This is a genomic window from Puerhibacterium sp. TATVAM-FAB25 (assembly GCF_046535855.1).
In the GTDB taxonomy this organism is placed as follows: domain Bacteria; phylum Actinomycetota; class Actinomycetes; order Actinomycetales; family Cellulomonadaceae; genus Puerhibacterium; species Puerhibacterium variabilis_A.
This window is the reverse complement of the sequence record NZ_JAXUAK010000010.1, coordinates 21200-43806: the sequence shown is the minus strand read 5'-3', so window position 1 is coordinate 43806 and position 22607 is coordinate 21200. Positions and strand designations below refer to the sequence as shown.

The 22607-nt window shown below is 76.1% G+C and carries 19 protein-coding genes; 8 read left to right on the top strand and 11 right to left on the bottom strand.

What is annotated here, in order from left to right; all coding sequences use genetic code 11:
- Window positions 1-102: 102 nt before the first annotated feature.
- The 3 genes from U5M74_RS10690 to U5M74_RS10680 form a co-directional block, all read right to left on the bottom strand.
- Window positions 103-789 (bottom strand): GntR family transcriptional regulator, encoded by a 687-nt coding sequence (locus U5M74_RS10690; protein WP_410908866.1) that lies wholly within the window; start codon window positions 787-789, stop codon window positions 103-105.
- Window positions 790-853: 64 nt separating this feature from the next.
- On the bottom strand, window positions 854-2071 hold the full coding sequence (locus U5M74_RS10685; protein WP_410908864.1) for a glycosyltransferase: 1218 nt from the start codon (window positions 2069-2071) through the stop codon (window positions 854-856).
- A 57-nt stretch (window positions 2072-2128) separates the two neighbouring features.
- Entirely contained in the window at window positions 2129-2809 is a 681-nt protein-coding gene (locus tag U5M74_RS10680; RefSeq protein ID WP_410908862.1) for a uridine kinase, read from the bottom strand.
- Between the two features lie 104 nt (window positions 2810-2913).
- Here U5M74_RS10680 and U5M74_RS10675 point away from each other — a divergent pair, with 104 nt between their 5' ends.
- Window positions 2914-3633, top strand: a complete 720-nt coding sequence (locus U5M74_RS10675) for a FadR/GntR family transcriptional regulator (protein WP_410908860.1) — start codon at window positions 2914-2916, stop codon at window positions 3631-3633.
- Between the two features lie 20 nt (window positions 3634-3653).
- On the opposite strand, the gene U5M74_RS10670 is transcribed toward U5M74_RS10675, so the two are convergent.
- Window positions 3654-4163, bottom strand: coding sequence for a MarR family winged helix-turn-helix transcriptional regulator (locus tag U5M74_RS10670; RefSeq protein WP_410908858.1), 510 nt, complete (start codon window positions 4161-4163; stop codon window positions 3654-3656).
- Window positions 4164-4262: 99 nt separating this feature from the next.
- Between U5M74_RS10670 and U5M74_RS10665 the strand changes: the two genes are divergently transcribed.
- Both U5M74_RS10665 and U5M74_RS10660 read left to right on the top strand, forming a co-directional pair.
- The gene (locus tag U5M74_RS10665) at window positions 4263-6512 is read left to right on the top strand and encodes an LLM class flavin-dependent oxidoreductase (protein ID WP_410908856.1); all 2250 of its coding nucleotides are present in this window, start codon (window positions 4263-4265) and stop codon (window positions 6510-6512) included.
- A gap of 79 nt (window positions 6513-6591) precedes the next feature.
- Entirely contained in the window at window positions 6592-7074 is a 483-nt protein-coding gene (locus tag U5M74_RS10660; RefSeq protein WP_410908854.1) for a SprT-like domain-containing protein, read from the top strand.
- 27 nt (window positions 7075-7101) lie between these two features.
- Here the strand turns inward: U5M74_RS10660 and U5M74_RS10655 are convergent, their stop codons facing one another.
- Window positions 7102-8373 (bottom strand): Gfo/Idh/MocA family protein, encoded by a 1272-nt coding sequence (locus U5M74_RS10655; RefSeq protein ID WP_410908852.1) that lies wholly within the window; start codon window positions 8371-8373, stop codon window positions 7102-7104.
- A 179-nt stretch (window positions 8374-8552) separates the two neighbouring features.
- Here U5M74_RS10655 and U5M74_RS10650 point away from each other — a divergent pair, with 179 nt between their 5' ends.
- From U5M74_RS10650 to U5M74_RS10640, 3 genes are all read left to right on the top strand, one after another.
- Entirely contained in the window at window positions 8553-9614 is a 1062-nt protein-coding gene (locus tag U5M74_RS10650; protein WP_410908850.1) for an aldo/keto reductase, read from the top strand.
- 107 nt (window positions 9615-9721) lie between these two features.
- On the top strand, window positions 9722-10828 hold the full coding sequence (locus U5M74_RS10645) for a PfkB family carbohydrate kinase (protein ID WP_410909009.1): 1107 nt from the start codon (window positions 9722-9724) through the stop codon (window positions 10826-10828).
- On the top strand, window positions 10828-11502 hold the full coding sequence (locus U5M74_RS10640) for a ThuA domain-containing protein (protein ID WP_410908848.1): 675 nt from the start codon (window positions 10828-10830) through the stop codon (window positions 11500-11502). The genes U5M74_RS10645 and U5M74_RS10640 overlap by 1 nt, the downstream gene beginning before the upstream one ends.
- Before the next feature lie 25 nt (window positions 11503-11527).
- On the opposite strand, the gene U5M74_RS10635 is transcribed toward U5M74_RS10640, so the two are convergent.
- From U5M74_RS10635 to U5M74_RS10625, 3 genes are all read right to left on the bottom strand, one after another.
- Window positions 11528-12064 carry a tRNA (cytidine(34)-2'-O)-methyltransferase gene (locus U5M74_RS10635; RefSeq protein WP_084817946.1) on the bottom strand — a complete coding sequence of 179 codons (537 nt, stop codon included), beginning with the start codon at window positions 12062-12064 and terminating at the stop codon, window positions 11528-11530.
- A 53-nt stretch (window positions 12065-12117) separates the two neighbouring features.
- A complete protein-coding gene (locus U5M74_RS10630) occupies window positions 12118-13200 on the bottom strand; it encodes a DUF808 domain-containing protein (protein WP_410908846.1) in 1083 nt (360 codons plus the stop codon).
- Between the two features lie 183 nt (window positions 13201-13383).
- A complete protein-coding gene (locus tag U5M74_RS10625) occupies window positions 13384-15360 on the bottom strand; it encodes a phosphoenolpyruvate carboxykinase (GTP) (RefSeq protein WP_410908844.1) in 1977 nt (658 codons plus the stop codon).
- A 138-nt stretch (window positions 15361-15498) separates the two neighbouring features.
- Here U5M74_RS10625 and U5M74_RS10620 point away from each other — a divergent pair, with 138 nt between their 5' ends.
- Window positions 15499-17022: a helix-turn-helix domain-containing protein gene (locus U5M74_RS10620; RefSeq protein ID WP_410908842.1), complete on the top strand. Its 1524-nt coding sequence runs from the start codon at window positions 15499-15501 to the stop codon at window positions 17020-17022.
- Window positions 17023-17158: 136 nt separating this feature from the next.
- Entirely contained in the window at window positions 17159-18580 is a 1422-nt protein-coding gene (locus U5M74_RS10615; protein ID WP_410908840.1) for a hypothetical protein, read from the top strand.
- 78 nt (window positions 18581-18658) lie between these two features.
- On the opposite strand, the gene U5M74_RS10610 is transcribed toward U5M74_RS10615, so the two are convergent.
- From U5M74_RS10610 to glpK, 3 genes are all read right to left on the bottom strand, one after another.
- Window positions 18659-19441, bottom strand: coding sequence for an ABC transporter ATP-binding protein (locus U5M74_RS10610; RefSeq protein ID WP_410908838.1), 783 nt, complete (start codon window positions 19439-19441; stop codon window positions 18659-18661).
- Window positions 19442-19523: 82 nt separating this feature from the next.
- On the bottom strand, window positions 19524-20834 hold the full coding sequence (locus U5M74_RS10605; RefSeq protein WP_410908836.1) for an alpha/beta fold hydrolase: 1311 nt from the start codon (window positions 20832-20834) through the stop codon (window positions 19524-19526).
- A gap of 226 nt (window positions 20835-21060) precedes the next feature.
- Window positions 21061-22575: a glycerol kinase GlpK gene (glpK, locus tag U5M74_RS10600; RefSeq protein WP_410908834.1), complete on the bottom strand. Its 1515-nt coding sequence runs from the start codon at window positions 22573-22575 to the stop codon at window positions 21061-21063.
- Window positions 22576-22607: the final 32 nt, after the last annotated feature.

The following is a 22607-nucleotide window of genomic DNA, read 5'->3' as shown; positions in this document are numbered from 1 at the left end:
CGACGACGCCGGCCGCGCGGGTGACCGCGCAGCGCTCAGGGGAGAGGGCGCCCCGCCGGCCGGCGGGGCGCCCTCTCCGCGTGCCGGGGCCCGCCCGGGTGGTCAGGCGCGCTCGGCGAGCGAGCGGGCCTTGACGCCCTCGATGTGCCGCGCCATGAGATCGCGGGCGAGGTCGGCGTCACCGGAGCGCAGCGCGTCGAGGACCGCGCGGTGCTCGTGCACCGCGACCTCCTTGTCGGTGACGCCGCGGCCCGAGAACTGCCGGAAGCGCTGCAGGAGGCCGCCGAGCGCGGCGTACGCGGCGTGCAGGTAGGCGTTGTCGGCGGCCTCGGCGACCAGCTCGTGGAACCGCTCGTCGGCCGCCCAGTAGTCGCGGAACTCCTGGTAGGTGGGCCCGTTCGGCGCCGCCTCGAGGTCGGCGACGGCCTGCTCGAGCGCCGCGAGGAAGTCCGGTCCGCCCCGCCGGCACGCGTGCCAGGCGTTGGCGGGCTCGACGGCGAGCCGGGCGTCCATGAGGTCGGCCAGCTCCTTGGCGGTCGGCTCCGGGGCCACCGAGTAGCCCCGCAGCGCCACGCGCCGCACCATGCCCGTCGCCTCCAGGCGCGCCAGGGCCTCCCGCACCGGGGTGGGGGAGACGTCGAGCTGGCGCGCCAGGCCGTCGATGTTGAGGTTGCTGCCGGCCGGCAGGGTGCCGTCGAGCAGCATCGTCAGCACCTGGTCGAACACGTGGTCGGCCAGCACCCGACGCCTCAGGGGGCCGACGGCCGCGGCGGGGCGGGGGGAGGACACGCTCCGATCCTATCGGTGCAGGCCACCGCGCCGGGCGGTCGGGCGTGCGGGCCGGGCGTGCGGGTCAGACGTGCAGCAGCCGCTTGCCCGCCCCGCGGTGGGCACGCTCGAGCACCGCGCCGTAGCCCGCCAGCATCCGCACGTGGCTGAACCGTGGGCGGGCGGCGGTGAGCGCCGGCGTCAGCTCGTCGCGGCGGGCGGCCGCCTCGATCCACGTCTCGGCGATCTCCGCGGGGTCGAACCCGGTGACGAACCCGATCCCGTGCACGATCCGCGCGCTGTCGCCCACGGGCGTGGTCACGGGCACGGCGCCGCACATCGCGCCCTCGATGAGGCACAGCGGCGCGGCCTCCCCGAACAGCGAGGTGAGGGCGACGACGTCCGCCATCGCGTAGACGAGCTCCATGTCGGTGCGCACGCCGAGCGGGTGCACGCGCTCGAGCAGGTCGGGCCGGTCGCCGAACGCGAGCTCCAGCTCGGCCACCAGGTCGGGGTTGGCCGGGCTCATGCCGGCGCCGCACATCACCACGTGCCCGCGCCGGTCGCGCTCCAGGTACTGCCGGGCGGCGGCCACGAACAGGCCGGGGTTCTTCATGGTGTCGTAGCGGGCGGCGTAGACGACGACGTCCGCGTCCACCGGCAGCCCGGCCGCGCCGCGCAGCGCCAGGCGGCGCGCGCCGGACACCGGCCGGAACCGGGCCAGGTTGATGCCGTTGGGGATGACGCGCAGCAGGCTCGCGGGCACGCCGGCGCGCAGGTACGCGTCGCGCGTGGACTCGGCGCAGCACACGACGGCGGCGAGGCGGCCGGTGTCGGCGGCCACCAGCAGGTCGTCGAGCGCGGAGCCGGAGTTCTCGGGGTCCGACCGGTGCAGGCACGCCACGACGGGCCGCTCCGGGAAGCCGGCGTGGTTGACCAGGCGCAGCGGCTGCTCCTTGAGCGACATCACCACGTGCGCCGAGCGCGCGTGCCGGGCGGCGACCTCCATCTCGGCCGGCGTGAACGACCGGGGGTCGTCGTCCGAGTCGGTGGTGCGGCCCAGCGAGGCGACCCGCACGCCGGCGGCGCGCAGCGTCCGGTAGCGCTGGTCGTCCTCCATCCGCTGCAGCGTGGCCTCCCGGCGCACCTCGCGGTGGATGCTCAGCGCCGAGTGCTGCTGGCGCCCGCCCGTGTGCAGGCCGGCCACCACCGTCGTGTGCAGCTGGCGGGCACCGCCGGAGAAGAAGCCCTCGTACAGGGACAGGATCCGCAGGGCACCGGCCCCGGGCGTGCGCTGGGTCATCGAACCACCTCCGCGCCCAGCGTCATGGCGCCAGGTGAGGAGGGCATGACCGTGCTGTTAACTTCCGATGACGTTCTCCGGGGGTGCCGCCTGGGCCAGCGCGCGGATGTCCCGCTCCGCCTGCACCGGCGTCGTCGGGCGGCAGCCCTGGGTCGCCCAGCGCCCCACCATCCCCGGCTCGGCGCGCAGCAGCGCCCACCCCCGGCGCACCAGCGTCGGCAGCGGCTTGCGGGCCTCCGCCACGTCCCGCAGGAACCGGAACCAGAACGTCACCAGCCGCGGGCGGCGCAGGCAGATCGCGTCGGCGAGGAAGCCCTCGGCCCGGCAGGCCGCCACCAGCTCGGCCGCGAACACGCCCTCGGCGACCACCAGCGGCGCGCCGGCGGTGTCGAGCACGGTGGTGCCGGTGCGGCGGTTGGTCGGGATGTCGTAGACCGGCAGCTCGGCACGCCCCGTCGTCGCCAGGGTGCGCAGCGCCTCCAGCGCCCCCTGGCGGTCCCAGCTGCCCGCGTCGTCCCAGTCCACGATGCCGAACCGCCGCGGCAGCCCTGGGTGGTCGCCGTCGAGGTAGAAGTCGTCGAGCATGACGGCGGGCAGGCCGAGGCGGCGCACCAGCGCGGACTTGCCGGAGCCGGACGGGCCCGTCAGCAGCACGACGCGCACGCGGGGGCGGCGGGCCTCGGGCGGGACGTCGAAGAGCGCGTCGGGCGCGGAGGGGGTCGCGGCGGAGTCGGTCACGGGTGTCCATTCTCCGTGATGCACCGGGGTGCCCGCCCGGCGCCGGGCCGTGCCGCACCGACCCGTGAGCCACCACCCGGCGGGGCACCACGTAGCCTGACGCCGTGCGCGCTCACGAGCTGGTCCTGGCCCGCGTCGAGGCCGACCTCGCCGCCGGGCGGTGGGCGCTCGGCGAGCGCCTGCCGGGCGAGCGGGCCCTCGCCGAGGAGCTGGGGGTGTCGCGGCCGTCGGTGCGCGAGGCCATCCGCGTGCTCGAGGCCATGGGCATCGTGCGCACCGCCGTCGGCTCCGGCCCCGGCGCCGGCGCGACGGTGATCGGCCGGCCGGCCGCCGGGCTGGGGGCCGCCGTCCGCCTGCACGTGGCCTCCGGCACGCTGCCGGTCGCCGACGTGGTGGCCACGCGGGCGGTGCTCGAGGCGTGGGCGGTGGGGCAGGCGGCGGCGCGGTGGTCCGACGACGAGGACGGCGACCTGCGCGAGATCCTCGAGGCCATGCGCGCGCCGGGCCTCGCCGTGCCCGACTTCGTGGCCCTGGACCAGGACTTCCACCTCGCGCTCGTGCGCTGCTGCGGCAACCCGCTCGTCGAGGCGGTCCTCGCGGGCCTGCGCGCGGCCGTCGGCTCGTACGTCCCGGCCGGCGCGCAGCGGCTGACGGCGTGGCCGGAGCACGCCGCGCGGCTGGGCGAGGAGCACGGGCAGATCCTCGCCGCGGTCCGCGCGGGCGACGTCGCGGCCGCCGAGGAGCACGCGCGCCGGCACATCTGGGGGTTCTCCGAGCAGGCCGGCCTCGCGCGCGAGGACCGGGGCGCCGGCACAGGCCGCTGAGGCCGGGTCGGCCCGCGCCGTCAGCGCGCGGCGGGCGCCGCGGCCCGCGCGACGACGGCGCAGCGGTCCTCGTCGTGCGCGACGGCGTCCGCGGCCCGCTCGAGCAGCGCCCGCAGCGCCGCGCGCTCGTCCTCGGCCAGCCCGCCGAGCAGCTCCGCCTCCGCCGCGCGGACGCGGGCGTCGACCGCCTCGAGCACGCCGCGCCCGTGGCCGGTGGCGACGATGCGCCGGGCCCGGCGGTCGGCCGGGTCCTGCCGGCGCTCGACCAGGCCGCAGCCCACGAAGGCGTCGATGAGGTACGTCATCACGGTGCGGTCGATGCCCAGGCGGGCGGCGAGCGCCGCCTGCGTCGGCGGTGCGTCGTGCACCACCGCGGCGAGCACCTGGTAGCCGCGGGTGCCGTGCGGCAGCTCGCCGGCCACACCCTCGACGCGCGCGCTCCACTCCCGCAGCAGCGCGGCGAGCGACCAGCCGAGCGCCGAGGGGCGGTCGACGGCCGCCGGGGCGGCGGCGGGGCGGGGGGAGGTCACGTCCCGATCGTAGTCGGGAACACGCCGACCGACAGAAGGGTTGCCGCTGATATCATCTGTGACGCAGACGATCTCCGCCCGAGCGAGGAAGCGACGCGCATGCCCGACTACGGCCACGACCTGGTGTTCGGCACCTTCATCACGCCCACGAGCGCCGACCCGCAGGCCCCCGTGCGCCTCGCGCGGCTGACCGAGGAGGCCGGGCTCGACCTCGTCTCCTTCCAGGACCACCCGTACCAGCCGGCCTTCCTCGACACCTGGACGCTGCTCACGTGGGCCGCCGCGCAGACGTCGCGCGTCACGCTGGCGGGCAACGTGCTCAACGTGCCGCTGCGCCCGCCCGCCGTGCTGGCCCGCGCCGCCGCGAGCCTCGACCTGCTCTCCGGCGGCCGCGTGGCCCTCGGCCTGGGCGCCGGCGGGTTCTGGGACGCCATCGAGGCCATGGGGGCGCCGCGGCTCTCCCCGGGGGAGTCGGTGGACGCCCTCGCCGAGGCGGTCGAGGTGATCCGCGCGCTGTGGGACACCGGCACCCGCCTGCCGGTGCGCGTCGAGGGTGCGCACCACCGCGTCGTCGGCGCCAAGCGCGGGCCCGCGCCGGCGCACGACGTGCCGATCTGGCTCGGGGCGTACAAGCCGCGGATGCTGCGGCTGGTGGGCACCGCCGCCGACGGCTGGCTGCCGTCGGAGGGCTACCTGAAGCCCGGCGACCTGCAGCGCGGCAACGCCGTCGTCGACGAGGCGGCCCGCGGCGCCGGCCGGGACCCGGCCGAGGTGCGCCGCCTGCTCAACGTCACGCCGCCGGAGGGTTCGACGCAGGAGTGGGTCGACCGGCTCGTGCGGCTGGCGCTCGAGGACGGGATCGGCACGTTCGTCGTCGCGACGGACGACCCGGACGTCGTCCGCCGGGTGGGCGAGGAGGTCGCCCCCGCGGTGCGCGAGCGGGTCGCCAAGGAGCGCGAGGCCGCGGGCACGACGCCGGCCGCCGCGCGCCGCGGCGCCCGCGCCGTCGCCCTGCGGCGGCCCGGCATCGACTACGCGGCGGTGCCGCCGGCGCTCGCGGGGCGCGCCGTCGAGCCCGGCGACCGGGCCTGGGCCGGCCTGCGGCACAACTACCTGCGCAGCGGCGCGCCGGGCCTGGTGCTGCGCCCCCGCGACCCCGAGGAGGTGGCGCAGGCGCTCGCGTACGCCCGCGCCCAGGACGTGCCGCTGGGCGTGCGCTCGGCCGGCCACGGCATCAGCGGCCGGTCCACCAACGACGGCGGCGTGGTGGTCGACCTCGGCGCGCTCGACCGGATCGAGGTGCTCGACGAGGCCACCCGGCGGGTGCGGGTCGGCGCCGGGGCGACCTGGGGGCGCGTCGCCCAGGAGCTCTCCCCGCGCGGCTGGGCGATCACCTCCGGCGACTACGGCGGCGTCGGCGTCGGCGGCCTGGCCACGACGGCGGGCATCGGGCTGCTCGGGCGGCTGCAGGGGCTGACCATCGACCACGTCGTGGCGGCCGACGTCGTCACCGCCGACGGGCGGCTGGTGCGGGCGTCCGCCGACGAGAACCCCGAGCTGTTCTGGGGCCTGCGGGGCGCCGGGGCCAACCTCGGGGTGGTCACGTCCTTCGAGCTCGAGGCGGGCCCGGTGGGTGACGTCGTCTTCTCGCAGATGGCCCTGGACGCGACCGACACCGCGGGCCTGCTCGAGCGCTGGGCGGCCGCGGTCGAGGACGCGCCGCGCGAGCTGACCAGCTTCCTCATGATGTCGCCCGGCGGCGGCCGGCGCGGCGGCGGCCCGGTCGCGCAGCTGATGACGGTGTGGGCGGACGACGACGCGACGGCCGCGGTGGCCGAGCTCGAGCGTCTCGCCGACGCCGGGCCGGTGCTGCAGCACCAGGCGTACCTGCTGCCGTACTCGGCCGTCGTGACCCCGGCCGAGCGGCACCACACCGGCGGCGGCGACCCGGTGGTGCGCTCCGGGCTGGTGGACCACCTCGACCGGGACGTGGCGCGGGCCCTGGAGCGGGTGGCCGGCTCCGGGGCCGCCTACCTGCTGTCGCTGCGCGCCACCGGCGGCGCGGCGCACGACGTCGCTCCCGACGCCACGGCGTACGCCCACCGTCACCAGAACTTCCTGCTGTCGGCCATGGGCTCCTCGCACGAGCACCTGGACCCGCTGTGGGACGGGGAGATGGGGCCGCGCACGGACGGGCTGTACCTGTCGTTCGACACCGACACCCGGCCGGAGCGGCTGGCCGACGCGTTCCCGGGCGAGACGCTCACGCGGCTGCGTCGGCTCAAGCGGGACTGGGACCCCGACAACGTGTTCCGGGCCAACTTCCCCATCCCGCCGGCCGAGGACTGAGCCCGGTGGGCCGGGCGGGGGAGCGGGCCCTGTCGCCGGCCGGCGGGCGGCGTCGGCGGCGCCCGGTACGGTGCCGGACGTGGAACTCGACGCCGCCGCCGCGCTGGCCCGCCGCCTGCTCGACGAGCACGGCCTGGACGGGTGGGCGTTCGCCTGGGACCGGGCCCGGCGCCGCGCGGGCCAGTGCCGCCACGACCTGCGGCGCATCACGCTGTCGCGGGAGCTGACGGCGCTGCACGGCGAGGCCGAGGTGCGCGAGACCGTGCTGCACGAGGTCGCGCACGCGCTCGTCGGCCCGCGCCACGGGCACGACGCCGTCTGGCGCGCCACCGCGGTACGGATCGGCGCGACCGGGCGGCGCACCGTCGACCCGGCCGCGCCGACCGTCGAGGGCGACTGGGTCGGGGTGTGCCCCACGGGCCACCGCGTCACCCGGTTCCGGCGGCCCTCCCGGCCCCTGTCCTGCGGCCGCTGCGCCGACCGGTTCGACGTGCGGTTCCTGTACGCCTGGACCTACCGCGACGAGCCCGTGGTGCCGTGGCGGGACGGGGCGCGGCGGTAGGAAGCGCCGCGCCGCCGTCCGGGCCGGTCAGGCCCAGGCACCGAGCTCGGCGAACGTGCGCTGCTCGCGCGCGGCCCGCTCGCACCACGTCTCGACGTCGGCGACCACCGCGCGGCGCTCGTCGCCCTCGCCGTGCCAGGCGACGGTGGCGGCGGGCAGCGGGGCGGGGTCCGGGGCCGTGCGCACGGCCTCGAGCACGCGCATGAACGCCCCGGTGGACCGCGCGTCGCAGCGCAGGGCCGCCGCCCGCCCGGCCTCACGCTCGGCGCGCGCGTCGAGCAGGTCGTCGAGCAGCGGCGTGCGGCCGTACGTCCGCTCGGTGACGCCGTCGGGCGTGCGCACGGTGACCCGGTCGGTCTCGTAGGCCAGCTCGATCTCGCCCCGGGTGCCGAGCACCAGCACGCGGGCGGGGGAGGAGGCCTCCGGGGCGCACAGCGTGAGCCCGAACCCGAAGCGGGAGCCGTCGCGGGCGGTCACCCGGCCGGACGAGGTGTCGTCCGCCTCGACGGGGTGCGCCCGGCGCAGGTCGAGCACCACCTCGGCGACGTCGTCGGCCGCCAGCGCGCCGCCGACCGCCAGCGCCGTCGCCACCGCGTGCGCGAGGGGGTTGGTCACGACGCCGTCGACGACGTCGCGGCCGTCGAGGCGGCGCCGCCCGGCCCACCGGGCCCGGCCCCAGTAGCCGGTGGTGCGGACCCAGGTGCCCACGGCCCCGATCCCCACGACGTCGCCGACCGCGCCGGAGCGGGCCAGCTCGCGCACCGCGGGCACGGCGTGCGAGCCGAACGTCTGGAAGCCCACCTGGCACAGCCGCCCGGTGCGCTCCGCCGCCTCGACGATGGCGGCGTGCTCGGCCAGCGACGCGGCCGGCGGCTTCTCGAGCAGCACGTCGGCCCCGGCCTCCATCGCCGCGCGCGCCAGCGGCAGGTGCGTGGGGATGGGCGTGGACAGCACGACGACGTCCGGCCGCTCGCGCCCGGCCAGCAGGTCGCCCAGGTCGGTCAGCCACGGCGCGTCCGTGCCGTGCGCGGCGTCGCCCGGGCGGGGCGGGGCGGGGTCGACGACGGCGGCCAGCCGGGCGCGGCCGGCGCGCTGCAGCTCCAGGGCGCGGCGCACGTGGCTGTCGCCGTGGCCGTGGATGCCCACGACGGCGATCCGCGGCGCCTCGGTCGTGCTGGCCCGCGGCGGGGCCGCCGTCGCCCGCGCCGCCGCAGGCGTCGGCGTGCTCGTCGTCGTCCCCGCGCCCGTCGCCGTGCCCTCCGGCGCGCTCGCCGCACCCGTTGCCGGTCGTGTCCCCACGCTCGCGCCTCCGTCGTCGCTCGGGCCCGGCGGCTCCCGTGCCGCCGGTGCGGTCCTCGGGGACGACCGTACACCGGCTCGGAAAGCGATTACCAGGTGCGGAGAGCGGGTGCGGCCCCGGGCGCGACCCGCCGCGGCGCGGGCGAGCCGTCCGCCGCGCTGCAGGGCAGGATGGGCCCATGCCTCTCGCATCCCGGTACGTCGCCGATGACGGCCGCTACGACGCCATGCCCTACCGCCGGGTGGGCCGCTCCGGTCTGCACCTGCCCGCGCTGTCGCTCGGCCTGTGGCACAACTTCGGTGACACGACCCCGTTCGCCACCCAGCGCGACGTGGTGCGCCGCGCCTTCGACCTCGGCGTCACGCACTTCGACCTGGCCAACAACTACGGCCCGCCGTACGGCTCGGCGGAGGAGAACTTCGGCCGCCTGCTGGCCAAGGACCTGCACCCGTACCGCGACGAGCTGGTGGTCTCGACCAAGGCCGGCTACGACATGTGGCCCGGCCCGTACGGCGACCACGGCTCGCGCAAGTACCTGCTCGACTCGCTCGACCAGTCGCTGGCCCGGATGGGCCTCGACCACGTCGACGTCTTCTACCACCACCGGCCCGACCCGGACACGCCGCTCGAGGAGACGATGGGCGCGCTGGCGTCGGCCGTGGCCGCGGGCAAGGCGCGGTACGTCGGCGTCTCGAACTACTCGCCGGCGCGCACGCGCGAGGCGGCGCGGATCCTCGCGGACCTCGGCACGCCGCTCGCGCTCCACCAGCCCAGCTACTCGATGTTCAACCGGCACGTCGAGATCGCCGACCGCGAGGACGCCTACGACGGGCCGCAGACGGAGTCGCTGATCGACGTCGTGGGGGAGGTGGGCGTGGGCATGATCGTGTTCTCGCCGCTGCAGCAGGGGCTGCTCACCGACCGGTACCTGTCCGGCGCAGCCCCCGAGGGGTCGCGCGCGGCCCGGCCGGACTCGCCGTTCCTGTCGGCGTCGAACCTCTCGGAGACCTACCTCGAGCGCGTCCGGGCGCTGCACGAGGTCGCCGCCGGCCGCGGGCAGTCCCTCGCGCAGCTCGCGCTGTCCTGGGTGCTGCGCGACGCGCGCGTGACCTCCGCGCTGGTGGGCGCCTCCAGCGTGGCCCAGCTCGAGGACAACGTCGCCGCGCTGAGCGCGCCGCCGCTCACCGACGACGAGCTGGCCGCCATCGAGCCGCACGCCGTCGACGGCACCGGCCGCTGACCCCTGCCCCTTCCGTTGTGGGTACAGGACACGCCGTCCGTCTCGCGTTCTCGACGGCGTGTCCTGTACCCACAGCCGAGGGGCGGGCCCGACGACTGGAGGTGTCCATGGCGCCCGTGTGCTGGTTCGCCGGCCTGACGACGCTCGACGTCGTCCACCGCGCCGCCGCCCCGCCGGGGCGCGACCGCAAGATCACCGCGAGCCGGCAGGACGTCGCCGCGGGCGGCCCGGCCGCCAACGCCGCGGTCACCGCCGCCGCGCTCGGCGCGCGCGCCGTGCTGGTCACCGCGCTCGGCACCGGGCCCGTCGCGACCGCCGCCCGCGCCGACCTCGAGGCGCACGGCGTCGAGGTGCTCGACGTCGCCGCCGCGCTGCCGGCGGCCCAGGCCGCCGCGTTCCCGCTGGCCGTCTCGGCGGCGCTGGTGGACGAGGCGACGGGGGAGCGGTCGGTCGTCTCCGCCGACGCCGCCCTGGCCGCCGCGCCCGCGCCCGCGCCCGCGGCGCTGGCCGCCCTGCCGCGCCCCGACGCGGTGCTGCTCGACGGGCACCACCCGGCGATCGCCCGGGCGGTGCTGGCCCACGTCGACGCCCTCGGCGCGGCGCCGCGGCGCTTCCCGCCCGAGGACCTGCCCGAGGTCGCCGACGCCCAGGGCGGCGCGGGCCCGGCCGGCCCGGACGCCGGCGGGCGCCCGTTCGTCGTGCTCGACTGCGGGCGGTGGCGGCCGCTGTTCGCCGAGCTGGTCCCGGCCGCCGACGTCGCCGCGTGCTCCGCCGACTTCACGGTGCCCGCCGACGTCGCGCCCCGCCCCGGCCTCCCCGCGCAGTCGCCGCTCACCACGCCCGCGGACGCGGTCCCCGGCGTCGCGCCGCCCACCCCCGACCAACGGGTGGCGGCCGCGGTGCTGGCCCTCGGGGCGCGCGCCGTCGTCGTCACCCACGGCCCCGGGCCGGTCGACCTGACCACGACCGCGTTCACGTTCCCCGACGGCAGCCCCTACGGGCAGGCTGTGCAGACCTCCGGCGTCACCGCCGTCGACACCCTCGGTGCCGGCGACGCCTTCCACGGCGCGCTGACCGCGGCGCTGGCGACGGGCCGCCGGCTCTCCGCCGCCGTCGGGACCGCCACGGCGGTGGCCACCGAGCGGGTGCAGCACGTCGGCCCGCGCGGCTGGCTGTCCGCCGTCCGCCCTCTCACCGAGACGAAGGAGCCCTGATGCCCCGCGCCCTCGTCCTCGCCGGCCGCGGCCGGTACGAGGACCCCTGGCACGACCACGCCGCCACGTCGCACCGGCTCGCCCTGGTGCTGTCCGCCCTGCCGGGCGTCGACGTCGAGGTCCGGTCGGCGTTCCCGCACGCGCTGGACGACCTGGACGGCGTGGACCTGCTGGCGGTCAACGCGGGCACGTCGCAGCCGGGGTACCGGGAGGCCGGGATCGACGACGACGCGGACTGGGCGGCGTTCCACGCCCGGCTGGCGGCGTGGGCCGGCGACGGCGGCCGGCTGCTCGCCGTGCACCAGGCGGCCAACACGTTCGAGCCGGCGTTCGAGGCCGTCCTCGGCGGCCGCTGGGTGGAGGGCGTCTCGGGGCACCCGCCCATCGGCGACGCCACGCTGGAGCTCGCCGTCGGCGCCCACCCGGTCACCGAGGGGCCGGCGCGCGTCGAGGCGTTCGACGAGCGGTACTGCGGCATGCGCGTGGCGCCGGCCGCGCAGGTGCTGGGCTGGGTCCGCGACGACGACGGCGGGCGGCACCCCGCGCTGTGGGTGCACGAGGCGCACGGCGGCCGCACGGTCTACTCGGCCCTCGGCCACGACGTGCGCTCCTACGACGCCCCGGGCCACCAGGACCTGCTGCTGCGCGCGGCGTCCTGGCTCCTCGCGCCCTGACGGTCGGACCGCGCGGGCCGGCGGGTCAGGCGCCCGCGAAGCCCTGCTGGCGCCAGGCCTCGTAGGTGACGATCGAGGCGGCGTTCGTGAGGTTGAGCGACCGGCGGCCCGCCAGCATGGGGATGCGCACCCGGTCGGTGACCCGCGGGTGGGCCATGACCTCCTCGGGCAGCCCGGTCGGCTCGGGCCCGAACAGCAGCACGTCCCCGGGCCGGTACGCGACGTCGGTGTACACCGTGTCCGCGTGCGCGGTGAACGCGAACACCCGCGCGTCCGGCAGCGCCGCCATCGCGGCGTCGAAGTCCGGGTGCACGTCCATGACCGCGAGGTCGTGGTAGTCCAGGCCGGCGCGCCGCAGCTTCGACTCCTCCAGGTCGAACCCCAGCGGCTCCACGAGGTGCAGGCGCGCCCCGGTGACCGCGGCGAGGCGGATCGCCGAGCCGGTGTTGCCGGCGATCCGCGGCTCGAAGTAGACGACGTGCGCGAACGCGGCCGACGGGGCGGGCGGCGCCGTCGGGTGGGGGTTGGCGGCGGGCTGCGGCGTCAGCGGGTCGGTGGGCACGACGGCGATTCTCCCACCGCGCGGCGTCCCACCGGCCGCCGACGCCGCCGCCGTCAGCGGCCGGGCGCCTCGCCCGCGGCGTCGTGCCGCTGCACCGGCGCGGCACCGGCCTCCGCGGCGGCGCCCGCACCGTGCGCCTCGCCGTGCGCCTCGCCGGGCGCCTCGCCGTGACCGGCACCGTGGCCCTCGTCGTGGCCCTCGCCGTGGCCCTTGCGACCGAACGGCAGCACGTGCATCACCGCCACCACGACGGCGCCGACGACGACGCCGACGATCGCCGAGCACAGCGTGTTGAACAGCCAGGCCAGCACGCCGCCGACGCCGGCGACGGCGTGGTGGATGTCCTCCTCGACGTGGTGCACGGCGTCGTACGGCGCGTGCAGACCGAGCTCGTCGGCGCCCACCAGCAGGATGTGGCCGCCGACCCACAGCATCGCCACGGTGCCGACGACGGAGATCACCGCCATCAGGCGTGGCATGGCCGTCACGAGCCCGCGCCCGAACCGCTGGGCGGCGGGCGACCGGCGCTGCGCCAGCGCCAGGCCCATGTCGTCCATCTTCACGAGCAGGCCGACGACGCCGTACACGACCACGGTGATGACGACCGCCACCACCGCCAGGATCGCCAGCCGCGACCAGAAGCCCTCGTCGGCGACCTCGTTGAGCGCGATGACCATGATCTCGGCCGAGAGGATGAGGTCGGTGCGCACGGCGCTGGAGATCACCGACTTCTCGGCGTCCGGACCGATCTGAGCGGCCGGGGCGGCGTGGTCGTCGTGCCCGCGCAGGCGGCCCCAGATCTTCTCAGCACCCTCGTAGGCGAGGTAGGTGCCGCCGAGCATGAGGATCGGCGTGAGCAGCCACTCGGCCCACTGGCTGAGGATCAGGGCCACCGGCAGGATGAACACCAGCTTGTTGCGGATCGAGCCCGTCGCGATCTTCTTGACGATGGGCAGCTCCCGCGCCGGGCTGACGCCCTGGACGTACTGCGGGGTCACCGCGGTGTCGTCGACGACGACGCCGGCCGCCTTGGCGGTGGCGCGCCCCGCGGCCGCGCCGACGTCGTCGATCGACGCAGCCGCCAGCTTCGCGAGGGCGGCGACGTCGTCGAGCAGGCCGAGCAGGCCGGCGCTCATCGGACCGCTCCGGTCGTCGTGTCAGGGCCGGTGGTGACGGGCCCCGTGGTGGCCGCCGGGACGGGGAAGAGTGCCATGCACGAAAGCGTAGAAGAAATGCGCGGCACCCGTCCGGGAAGCGGCTTACCCGACCCGCACGGGCCGCCGGCGGGCCCCGGGTGGGCCGCCGGCGGCCCCGCGCGCTCAGCCGGCCGCGGCCTCGAGCCGCGCGCGCAGCGCGGCCAGCTGGTCGCGCAGCCGCTGCGGGACGCGGTCGCCGAAGGTGTCGAAGAACGCGGCGGTCAGGTCGGTCTCGGCCAGCCACGGCCCGACCGGCACGTCGAGCAGCGCGGCGAGGTCCTCGGCCGGCAGCTCAAGGCCGTCGACGTCCAGCGCGCCGGGTGCGGGCAGCAGGCCGACCGGCGAGGCGACGGCGCCGGGACGGTGGGTGGTGCCGTCGGCCGGCGCGGCCCCGCCGGCCGGGGCGCCCTGCGGCCCGCGGGCCGCCTCCAGCCGGTCGACGATCCACGCCACGACGCGGGAGTTCTCGCCGAACCCGGGCCACAGGAACCGCCCGTCGGCGCCGCGGCGGAACCAGTTGACCTGGAACACCTGCGGCCGGGCGTCGGCGTCGAGGCCGTCGCCGACCTCCAGCCAGTGCGCCCAGTGGTCGGCCATGTTGTAGCCGCAGAACGGCAGCATCGCGAACGGGTCACGGCGCAGCTCGCCGAGCGCGCCCTCGGCCGCGGCGGTGCGCTCGGAGCTGATCGTCGCACCGAGGAAGACGCCGTGGTCCCAGCCGTCGGCCTGCACCACGAGCGGCACGTTGGAGGCACGGCGGCCGCCGAAGACGATCGCGTCCACCGGCACGCCCGCCGGGTCCTCCCAGTCGGCGGCGATCGTCGGGCACTGGGCCGCGGCCACGGTGAACCGCGAGTTCGGGTGCGCGGCGAGGCGGCCGGCGGCGCCGTCGGCGGGCGTCCAGTCCTGACCCGTCCAGTCGACCAGGTGGGCGGGCGGCTCGGGCGTCAGGCCCTCCCACCACACGTCGCCGTCGTCGGTCAGCGCCACGTTGGTGAAGATGACGTCCCGCTCGAGCGTGGCGACGGCGGTCGGGTTGGTGTCGACGCCGGTGCCGGGCGCGACGCCGAAGAAGCCGGCCTCGGGGTTGATGGCGCGCAGCCGGCCGTCGGGGCCCGGGCGCATCCACACGATGTCGTCGCCGAGGGTCTCGACCGTCCAGCCGGGGATCGTCGGCTGGAGCATCGCGAGGTTGGTCTTGCCGCAGGCGCTGGGGAACGCCGCGGCCAGGTGGTAGGTGCGCCCCTGCGGCGACGTGACCTTGATGAGCAGCATGTGCTCGGCGAGCCAGCCCTCGTCGCGGGCCATGGCCGAGGCGATGCGCAGCGCGAAGCACTTCTTGCCCAGCAGGGCGTTGCCGCCGTAGCCGGAGCCGTAGGACCAGATCTCCCGGGACTCGGGGAAGTGCACGACGTACTTGGTGTCGTTGCACGGCCACGGCACGTCGGCGGTCCGCCGGCCGTCGTCGTCCACCAGCGGCGCGCCGACCGAGTGCACCGCCGGCACCCACGGCCGCCCGGCGTCGACCAGGTCGAGCACCCGCGGCGAGACGCGGGTCATCACGTGCATCGACACGACGACGTACGGCGAGTCGGTGACCTCGACGCCCACCTGCGAGATCGGCCCGCCCACCGGCCCCATGGAGAACGGGACCACGTACATCGTGCGCCCGCGCATCGCGCCGGCGAAGACGTCGCGCAGCTCGGCCCGCATGCCGGCCGGCGCGCGCCAGTTGTTGGTGGGGCCGGCGTCCTCCGCGCGCCGCGAGCAGACGAAGGTGCGCGACTCGACGCGCGCGACGTCGGACGGGTGCGACCGCGCCAGGTACGACCCGGGCCGCCTGGCCTCGTCCAGCGGGGTCAGCGTGCCGGCGGCGACCATCTCGTCGAGCAGGCGCTGCTTCTCGGCGGCGGAGCCGTCGCACCACACCACGCGGTCCGGCTCGGTGAGCGCGGCCACCTCGGCCACCCACGCGCGCACGTCCGCACCGCCGGCGGGCAGGCCGCGCGGCGCCTCGCCGCCCGCGCCGGCGAGGTCGGTGGCGGCACCGACCAGCTCGGCGACCAGGCGCGTGCGGTGGGGGAGCGGGCGGAACGACATCGTGGGGCCTCCGGTCGGGCGGTCGTCAGGGGCGAGGCAGGCCTGCCTCGCGGGTCTCTTCCACCTTCCGCCCGCGGGCGCACGCATTTCCATCGATCCGCCCGTGAAGATCGTGCGTTCTTGACGTAGCGTGAATCCGTGGCGCCGCGGACGACGACGGAGCGCCCCGCCGGGGACGGCGCGGGGCCGGACCTGCTCACGCTGGGCCGGCGCATCCGCCACCTGCGCACCGCGCGCGGGCTCACGCTGGACGCCCTCGGCGAGCGCGTGGGCAGCGCCCCGAGCCTGCTGTCGCTCGTGGAGAACGGGCGCCGCGAGCCGCGCCTGTCCCTGCTGCGCGACCTCGCCGAGGCCCTCGGCGTCGGTGTCGGCGACCTGCTGTCCGACGAGGCGCCCGACCGGCGGGCCGAGCTGGAGATCGCCCTGGAGCGCGCGCAGCGCGACCGGCTGTTCGCCGAGCTAGGGCTGCCCGCGGTGCGGCCGAGCCAGCGCCTGCCCCTGCCGGTGCTCGAGCAGCTCGTGGGGCTGCACGAGGAGATCGCCCGCCGCGCCGAGGAGGCGATCGCCACGCCCGAGGAGGCGCGCCGGGCGAACACCGAGCTGCGCCTCGAGCGGCAGGCGCGGGGCAACTACTACGGCGAGATGGAGGACCTGGCCGAGGACCTCATCGGCCGCGCCGGGTACGCCGGCGGCGGCGCCGTGACCCACCGCACCGTGGCCCGCCTGGCGGAGTCGCTCGGGTTCACCATCCTGCACGTCACCGACCTGCCGCGGTCGGCCCGCACCGTCACCGACCTCAGGAACGGCCGGATCTACCTGCCCCAGGCCTCGATCCCCGGCGGGCACGGCCTGCGATCGCTCGCGCTGCAGGCGGTCGCCCACCGGGTGCTCGGCCACGAGCGGCCGCGCTCGTACGCCGAGTTCCTGCGCCAGCGGGTCGAGATCACCTACTTCGCCGCCGCCTGCCTGGCGCCGCGCTCGGCCGCCGTCGCGTTCCTCCAGGCGCGCAAGCGCGAGAAGGACCTCGCGGTCGAGGACTTCCGGGACACGTTCGGCCTCACGCACGAGGCCGCGGCGATGCGGCTGACGAACCTCGCCACGGAGCACCTCGGGATCCCGCTGCACTTCCTGCGCGTCGGCGACGACGGGGCGCTGTTCCGCGGGTACGCCAACGACGGCCTGCCGCTGCCGCAGGACGTCACCGGCGCCATCGAGGGCCAGCTGGTGTGCCGGCGCTGGGCCGCGCGCGAGGCGTTCGCGCGCCGGGACCGGGCCACGGAGTTCTACCAGTACACGGACACCCCGAACGGCACGTACTGGGACGCCGTGCAGACGGGCACGCGCGGCACCGACAGCGCCGGCACCTCCGCCGGGTTCGGTGCCGGGGCGTTCTCCATCACGGTCGGCGTCCCCTTCGCGCACGCCAAGTGGTTCCGGGGCCGCGACACCCCGGTGCGCCGGCTCTCCCGCTGCCCCGACCCGGCCTGCTGCCAGCGCCCGCCCGCGAGCCTCGCCGAGCGGTGGGCCGCCGGGTCGTGGCCCAGCGCGCGCATGCACCAGCAGGTGCTCGCGGCGCTGCCGCGCGGGGCGTTCCCGGGTGTCGACGACACCGAGGTGTTCGCGTTCCTCGAGCGGCACGCGCCCCGCCCCGAGGAGGGCTGAGCCGAGGCGTCCGGTGTGCGCGCCGGTCAGGGTGAATTCCGCGGCGGCGTGCCGCCGGTCGGCGTGACGCGCGCCACAGGAGCGCTACGTTCCTCCTGCTCGACAGAGCGTCTTCGACAGGGGGAACGAGATGTCCATGCGTCGCACGGTCGCGTCCCTCGCCGCAGCAGCAGTGCTCGCGACGACGGCTGCGCTGATCGCCCCGGCCGCCCAGGCCGCGGACAACCTGGGCAAGTGGTACTACCTGAGCAACGGGACCAAGGGCGGCCCCGCGGACGTCACGTTCGCCTACGGGCGCTCGAACGACGTGACGCTCATCGGCGACTGGGACGGGGACGGCAAGGACACCCTCGCCGTGCGCCGCGGCGCCACGTACCACCTGACCAACCGCACCACCGGCGGCGAGGCCAGCACCGTGTTCACCTACGGCCGGCCCGGCGACGTCGTGCTGGTGGGCGACTGGGACGGGGACGGCAAGGACACCCTCGCCGTGCGCCGCGGCGCCACCTACCACCTGTCCAACGCCGCCCGCGGCGGCCAGGCGAGCACCGTGTTCACCTACGGCCGGCCCGGCGACGTCGTGCTGGTGGGCGACTGGGACGGGGACGGCAAGGACACCCTCGCCGTGCGCCGCGGCGCCACCTACCACCTCTCGAACGGCACGCGCGGCGGCAAGGCGAGCGTCGTCTTCAGCTACGGCAAGGCGGACGACGTCGTGCTGGTCGGCGACTGGAACGGCGACGGCAAGGACACCCTGGGCGTGCGCCGGTCCTCGACGTACCACTTGACCAACGGCACCCGCGGCGGCAAGGCGAGCATCGTCTTCAGCTACGGCAAGGCGAAGGACGTCGTGCTGGTCGGCGACTGGAACGCCGACCGCAAGGACACGCTCGGGGTGCGCCGCGTGGCGGCGCCCTACGCGACCATCCGGGGTGACGGGATGTACGCGGTGGGTTCCCAGGCACCCGTCGGCCGGTACAAGGCCAAGGTCCCGGCGGGGAGCGAGTGCGTCGTCGCGTCGCTGAGCGACCTCAGCGGGACGGACGACAGCATCATCGACTCTGCCTGGGCAGACCCAGGGGAGACGATCTACTGGGACGTCGAGACCTCGGCAGCCGGGTTCTGGACCGACGGCTGCGGCTCGTGGACGCAGGTGTTCCCGAAGGACACCCCGCGGTTCGTCTCGCCGATCGGCGACGGCTGGTACCGCGTCGGGATCGATATCGCCCCCGGCGTCTACAAGGTCGTCGCTCCGTCCTACGACGCCGATGCATGGTCGTGCGAGGTCGCTACGGTCAGCGCCTTCCGCGGCTTCCAGACCAGCTTCAGCGACAGCTACGTCGCCTGGCCGGACGAAGAGTTCCACTGGGAGGTCGCGCCGGGTGATGTCGGCTTTTACGCAGACAGCTGTGGCACCCTGACGAAGGTGTCCGAGGCGCCGACGGCGGTGACCGAGGAGTCGGCACCCTCCGCAGCTCGTGCCGCCGATGACGGCGGGACCGGCGCAAAGGCGCACTCGGTGAACCCGCCTAGGTCCACAGGGTCCGAGCTCGACTGACGCTCCTCACGACGGGGCGCACGGCCGCGGCCGTGCGCCCCGTCGTCCTGTCAGGAGCGTCGTCTCGCGAGGCTCGGCTCAGCGGAACCGTTGCGCCGCGAGCGGTGCGGCCTCGGCGAGCCCGCGCACGGCGGGGTGGGCGTCCCCGTCGACGGACAGCACGTCGCCGATCGGCCCGGACGCGACGAAGACGCCGTCGGCCAGGACGTGCACGGTGGGGCAGAGCCGGCCCACGAGCTCGACGTCGTGCGAGACGAGCAGCACGGCGGTGCCGTCGGCGCGGGTGGCGTCGGTGAGCCGGCGGACGATCTCGCCGCGCATCCCGGGGTCGACGGCGGTCAGCGGCTCGTCGAGCAGCAGCACGTCCGGCCGCGTCGCCAGTGCCAGCGCCAGGGCGAGGCGCTGGCGCTCGCCGCCGGACAGGGACTGCACGGTGCGGCCCGCGAACCGCGGCTCGAGGGCGACGTCGTCGAGCAGGTCCGCGACGTCGCGCCCGCCGGTGCGGCCCGCCTTGCGGGCGTCGGCGAGCGCGGCGGCGAGGGCCCGCTCCACCGTCCAGCGCAGGTCGACGTCGAGCCCCTGCTGGGCGACGGTGCGCACGGCGGCGCGGAACCGCCGCTTGTCGCGGCGCCCGAGCCGGCTCACCGTGCGGCCCTCGAACGTCACGTGCCCCGCGGACGGCCGCACCTGGCCGAGCAGCGCCTGCACGAGCGTCGACTTCCCGGCGCCCGACTCGCCCAGCACCCCGACGGGCGTGCCGCCGGGCACCAGGTCGAGGCTCACCCCGCGCAGGACGGCGGGCCCGCCGTGGCCGGCGACCAGCCCCTCGGCGCGCAGGACGGGGGTGGCGGTGGTGCTCATGGCATCGCTCTCCGTGGTGGTGGTCGATCGGTGGTGGTCGATCGGGGGTGTCGATCGGTGGTGGTCGTGTCGCGGGCCCGCGTCAGGCGAGGGCGCCGCCGCGGGCGTCCATCCGCTCGAGCAGGCGGGCCAGCACGCCACCGAGGCGCAGCCCGTCGTGCTCGAGCTCGTTGGTGACCCAGGCGCGGACGTTGCCCACGCGCGACGCCGTGTCGAGCGACAGGCCGGCGTCCACGTACATGTCGTCGAAGTACACGGCGGCCTCGACCGGCACCTCGTTGGCCGCCAGCGCGTCGACGTCGTACAGGTCGCCCCAGTCCTCGCGCGCCGCGAGCGCCTCGGCCGCGGCGCGGAACCCGCGCAGCTCGGCCTGCTCGAACATCCAGGGGTAGATCATCTCGCCGGTGAGCTCCAGCGGGCGGGCCGACGGCGCGAACGCCGGGTCGGCGTCCTTGACCCGCTGCGCGGCCCACGCCGTCGCGCCGGTGCCCGACTGCGCGTAGATGGACTCGTGCAGCACCGCGTACAGCGGGTTGGTGGCGAACGACGTCGCCGCCTGCACCTCCGCGAGGAAGGTGTCGGTCAGCTCGTCGGAGCCGGGGGAGTCGAACGCCTCGTCGACGATCCAGTGCACGCGCTCGAAGCCCGGCTGCATCCCGAACGCCATGCCGAGCGACTGGAACCGCTCGACGGTCAGCGGGTCGCCGCCCGGCAGGACGACGTCGCCGGCGGCGAGGCGGTCGGCGACCCGCGCGATCGTCGCGACGTCGTGCGGGTAGCGCTCGCGGTAGACGGCGTTCTTGGCGGCGACGCGCGGCTGGGTGCGCGCGTAGACCTCGTCGGCGCTCGCGGTGAGGCCGGCCAGCCCGCCCGTGACGTACGCCGCCGCGACGCCGTCGGGCGCGAGCGACAGGTAGGTGAGCGTGACGAACCCGCCGTAGGACTGGCCCAGCGTCGACCACCGCCGGCCGCCGTAGACCGTGGTGCGCAGGTGCTCGGCGTCCCGGACGATCGCGTCGGCGCGGAAGTGCGTGAGGTGCTCCGCCTGCGCGGCGGCGTCCCCGAGGGCCTGGAGCGCGCCGGCGCGCACGGCGCTGGAGCGGCCGGTGCCGCGCTGGTCGAGCAGCACCACGCGGAAGCGCTCGAGGGCCGTGCCCAGCCAGCCGTCGGGACCGGTGGGGCGCGGGCCCTTGCCGCCGGGGCCGCCCTGGAGGAACACGAGCAGCGGCAGGTCCTCGTGCCGCCGGTGCGGCGCGACGCACTCGCGGGCGAAGACGCTGATCGTGCGCCCGTCGTCGGGCCGCGACCAGTCGAGCGGCACCTCGACGGTGCGGTCGGTGACGTGGACGCCGGGGAGGGTGTACGAGACCTCGGAGGTCACGGAGCTGCTCACCGGCTCACCCTAGCCACCCGCACACCCCACCCTGCCTCCCCGCCACCGGCCGGACGCGGACACCAACCTGCACGGACGGGGAGGTGACGATCGAGCGGCGGGGACGGACGTCGTACGGGGGGCCGTATCCCTCCCGAAGTGGAGGGCCCCTCGGGGCCCGTGAACGCGGCCCCGCGTACGACGTCCGTCCCCGCCGCGGCGAGAACCGAGGTTTCGGCCTAGACGGTCACTGAACGTCCTCGTCCACCCAGTCGAACGTCTTGGTGACCGCCTTCTTCCAGTTGCGGTACAGCCGGTCGCGCTCCTGCTCCGGCATGGCCGGCGACCACCGCTTGTCCTCGGCCCAGTTGGCCGTGACGTCCGACTCGCCCTCCCAGAAGCCGACGGCGATGCCGGCGGCGTACGCCGCGCCGAGCGCCGTCGTCTCTGCCACCTTCGGGCGGACCACGTCGACCCCCAGCTGGTCGGCCTGGAACTGCATGAGCAGCTCGTTGTTGACCATGCCGCCGTCGACCTTGAGCTCGGTGAGCTCGACGCCGGAGTCGGCCTTCATGGCGTCCATGACCTCGCGGGTCTGGTACGCCGTGGCCTCCAGGGAGGCGCGGGCGATGTGGTTGCGGGTGACGTACCGCGTCAGGCCCACGAGCGCGCCACGGGCGTCCGGCCGCCAGTACGGCGCGAACAGGCCGGAGAACGCGGGCACGAAGTACGCGCCGCCGTTGTCCTCGACCTTGCGGGCGAGCCACTCGACGTCCGGCGCGTCGGCGAACAGGCCGAGGTTGTCGCGCAGCCACTGCACGAGGGAGCCGGTGACGGCGATCGAGCCCTCGAGCGCGTACACCTGGGGCGCGTCGCCGATCTTGTAGCAGACCGTGGTGAGCAGGCCGTTCTTGCTCGGCACCTTCTGCGTGCCCGTGTTGAGCAGCATGAAGTTGCCGGTGCCGTAGGTGTTCTTCGCGGTGCCGACCTCGAAGCACGCCTGGCCGAACGTGGCCGCCTGCTGGTCGCCGAGGATGCCCGCGATGGGGACGCCCGGCACCATGCCGCGCGGGCGGCCGTGGCCGTACACCTCGGACGACGAGCGGATCTCCGGCAGCATCGACAGCGGGATGCCCATGTCCGCCGCGATGTCCTCGCGCCACGAGAGGGTGTCGAGGTCCATGAGCATGGTGCGCGAGGCGTTGGTGACGTCGGTGACGTGCACGCCGCCGTCGGGCCCGCCGGTCATGTTCCACAGCACCCACGAGTCGGTGTTGCCGAACAGCAGGTCGCCCCGCTCGGCCGCCTCGCGGGCGCCCTCGACGTTGTCGAGGATCCACTTGATCTTCGGGCCGGAGAAGTACGTGGCCAGCGGCAGGCCCACGACGTCCTTGTACTTGTCGGGCCCGGTGTCGCCGCCCAGCTCGTCGACGATCGCCTGCGTGCGGGTGTCCTGCCAGACGATCGCGTTGTACACGGGCATGCCGGTGGTCTTGTCCCAGACCACGGCGGTCTCGCGCTGGTTGGTGATGCCCACCGCGGCGATGTCGGAGTGGATGAGGTTCGCCCGGGTGAGGGCCAGCCCGACGGCCTCGCGGACGTTGTTCCAGATCTGCTCCGCGTTGTGCTCGACCCAGCCGGCCCGCGGGAAGATCTGGTCGTGCTCGAGCTGGCCCGTGGACACGATCCGGCCGGAGTGGTCGAAGACGATGGCACGGGAGCTGGTCGTGCCCTGGTCGATGGCGAGGACGTAGTCAGCCATGTCGATGAGTTCCTTCACGTCGTCGTTGTCGT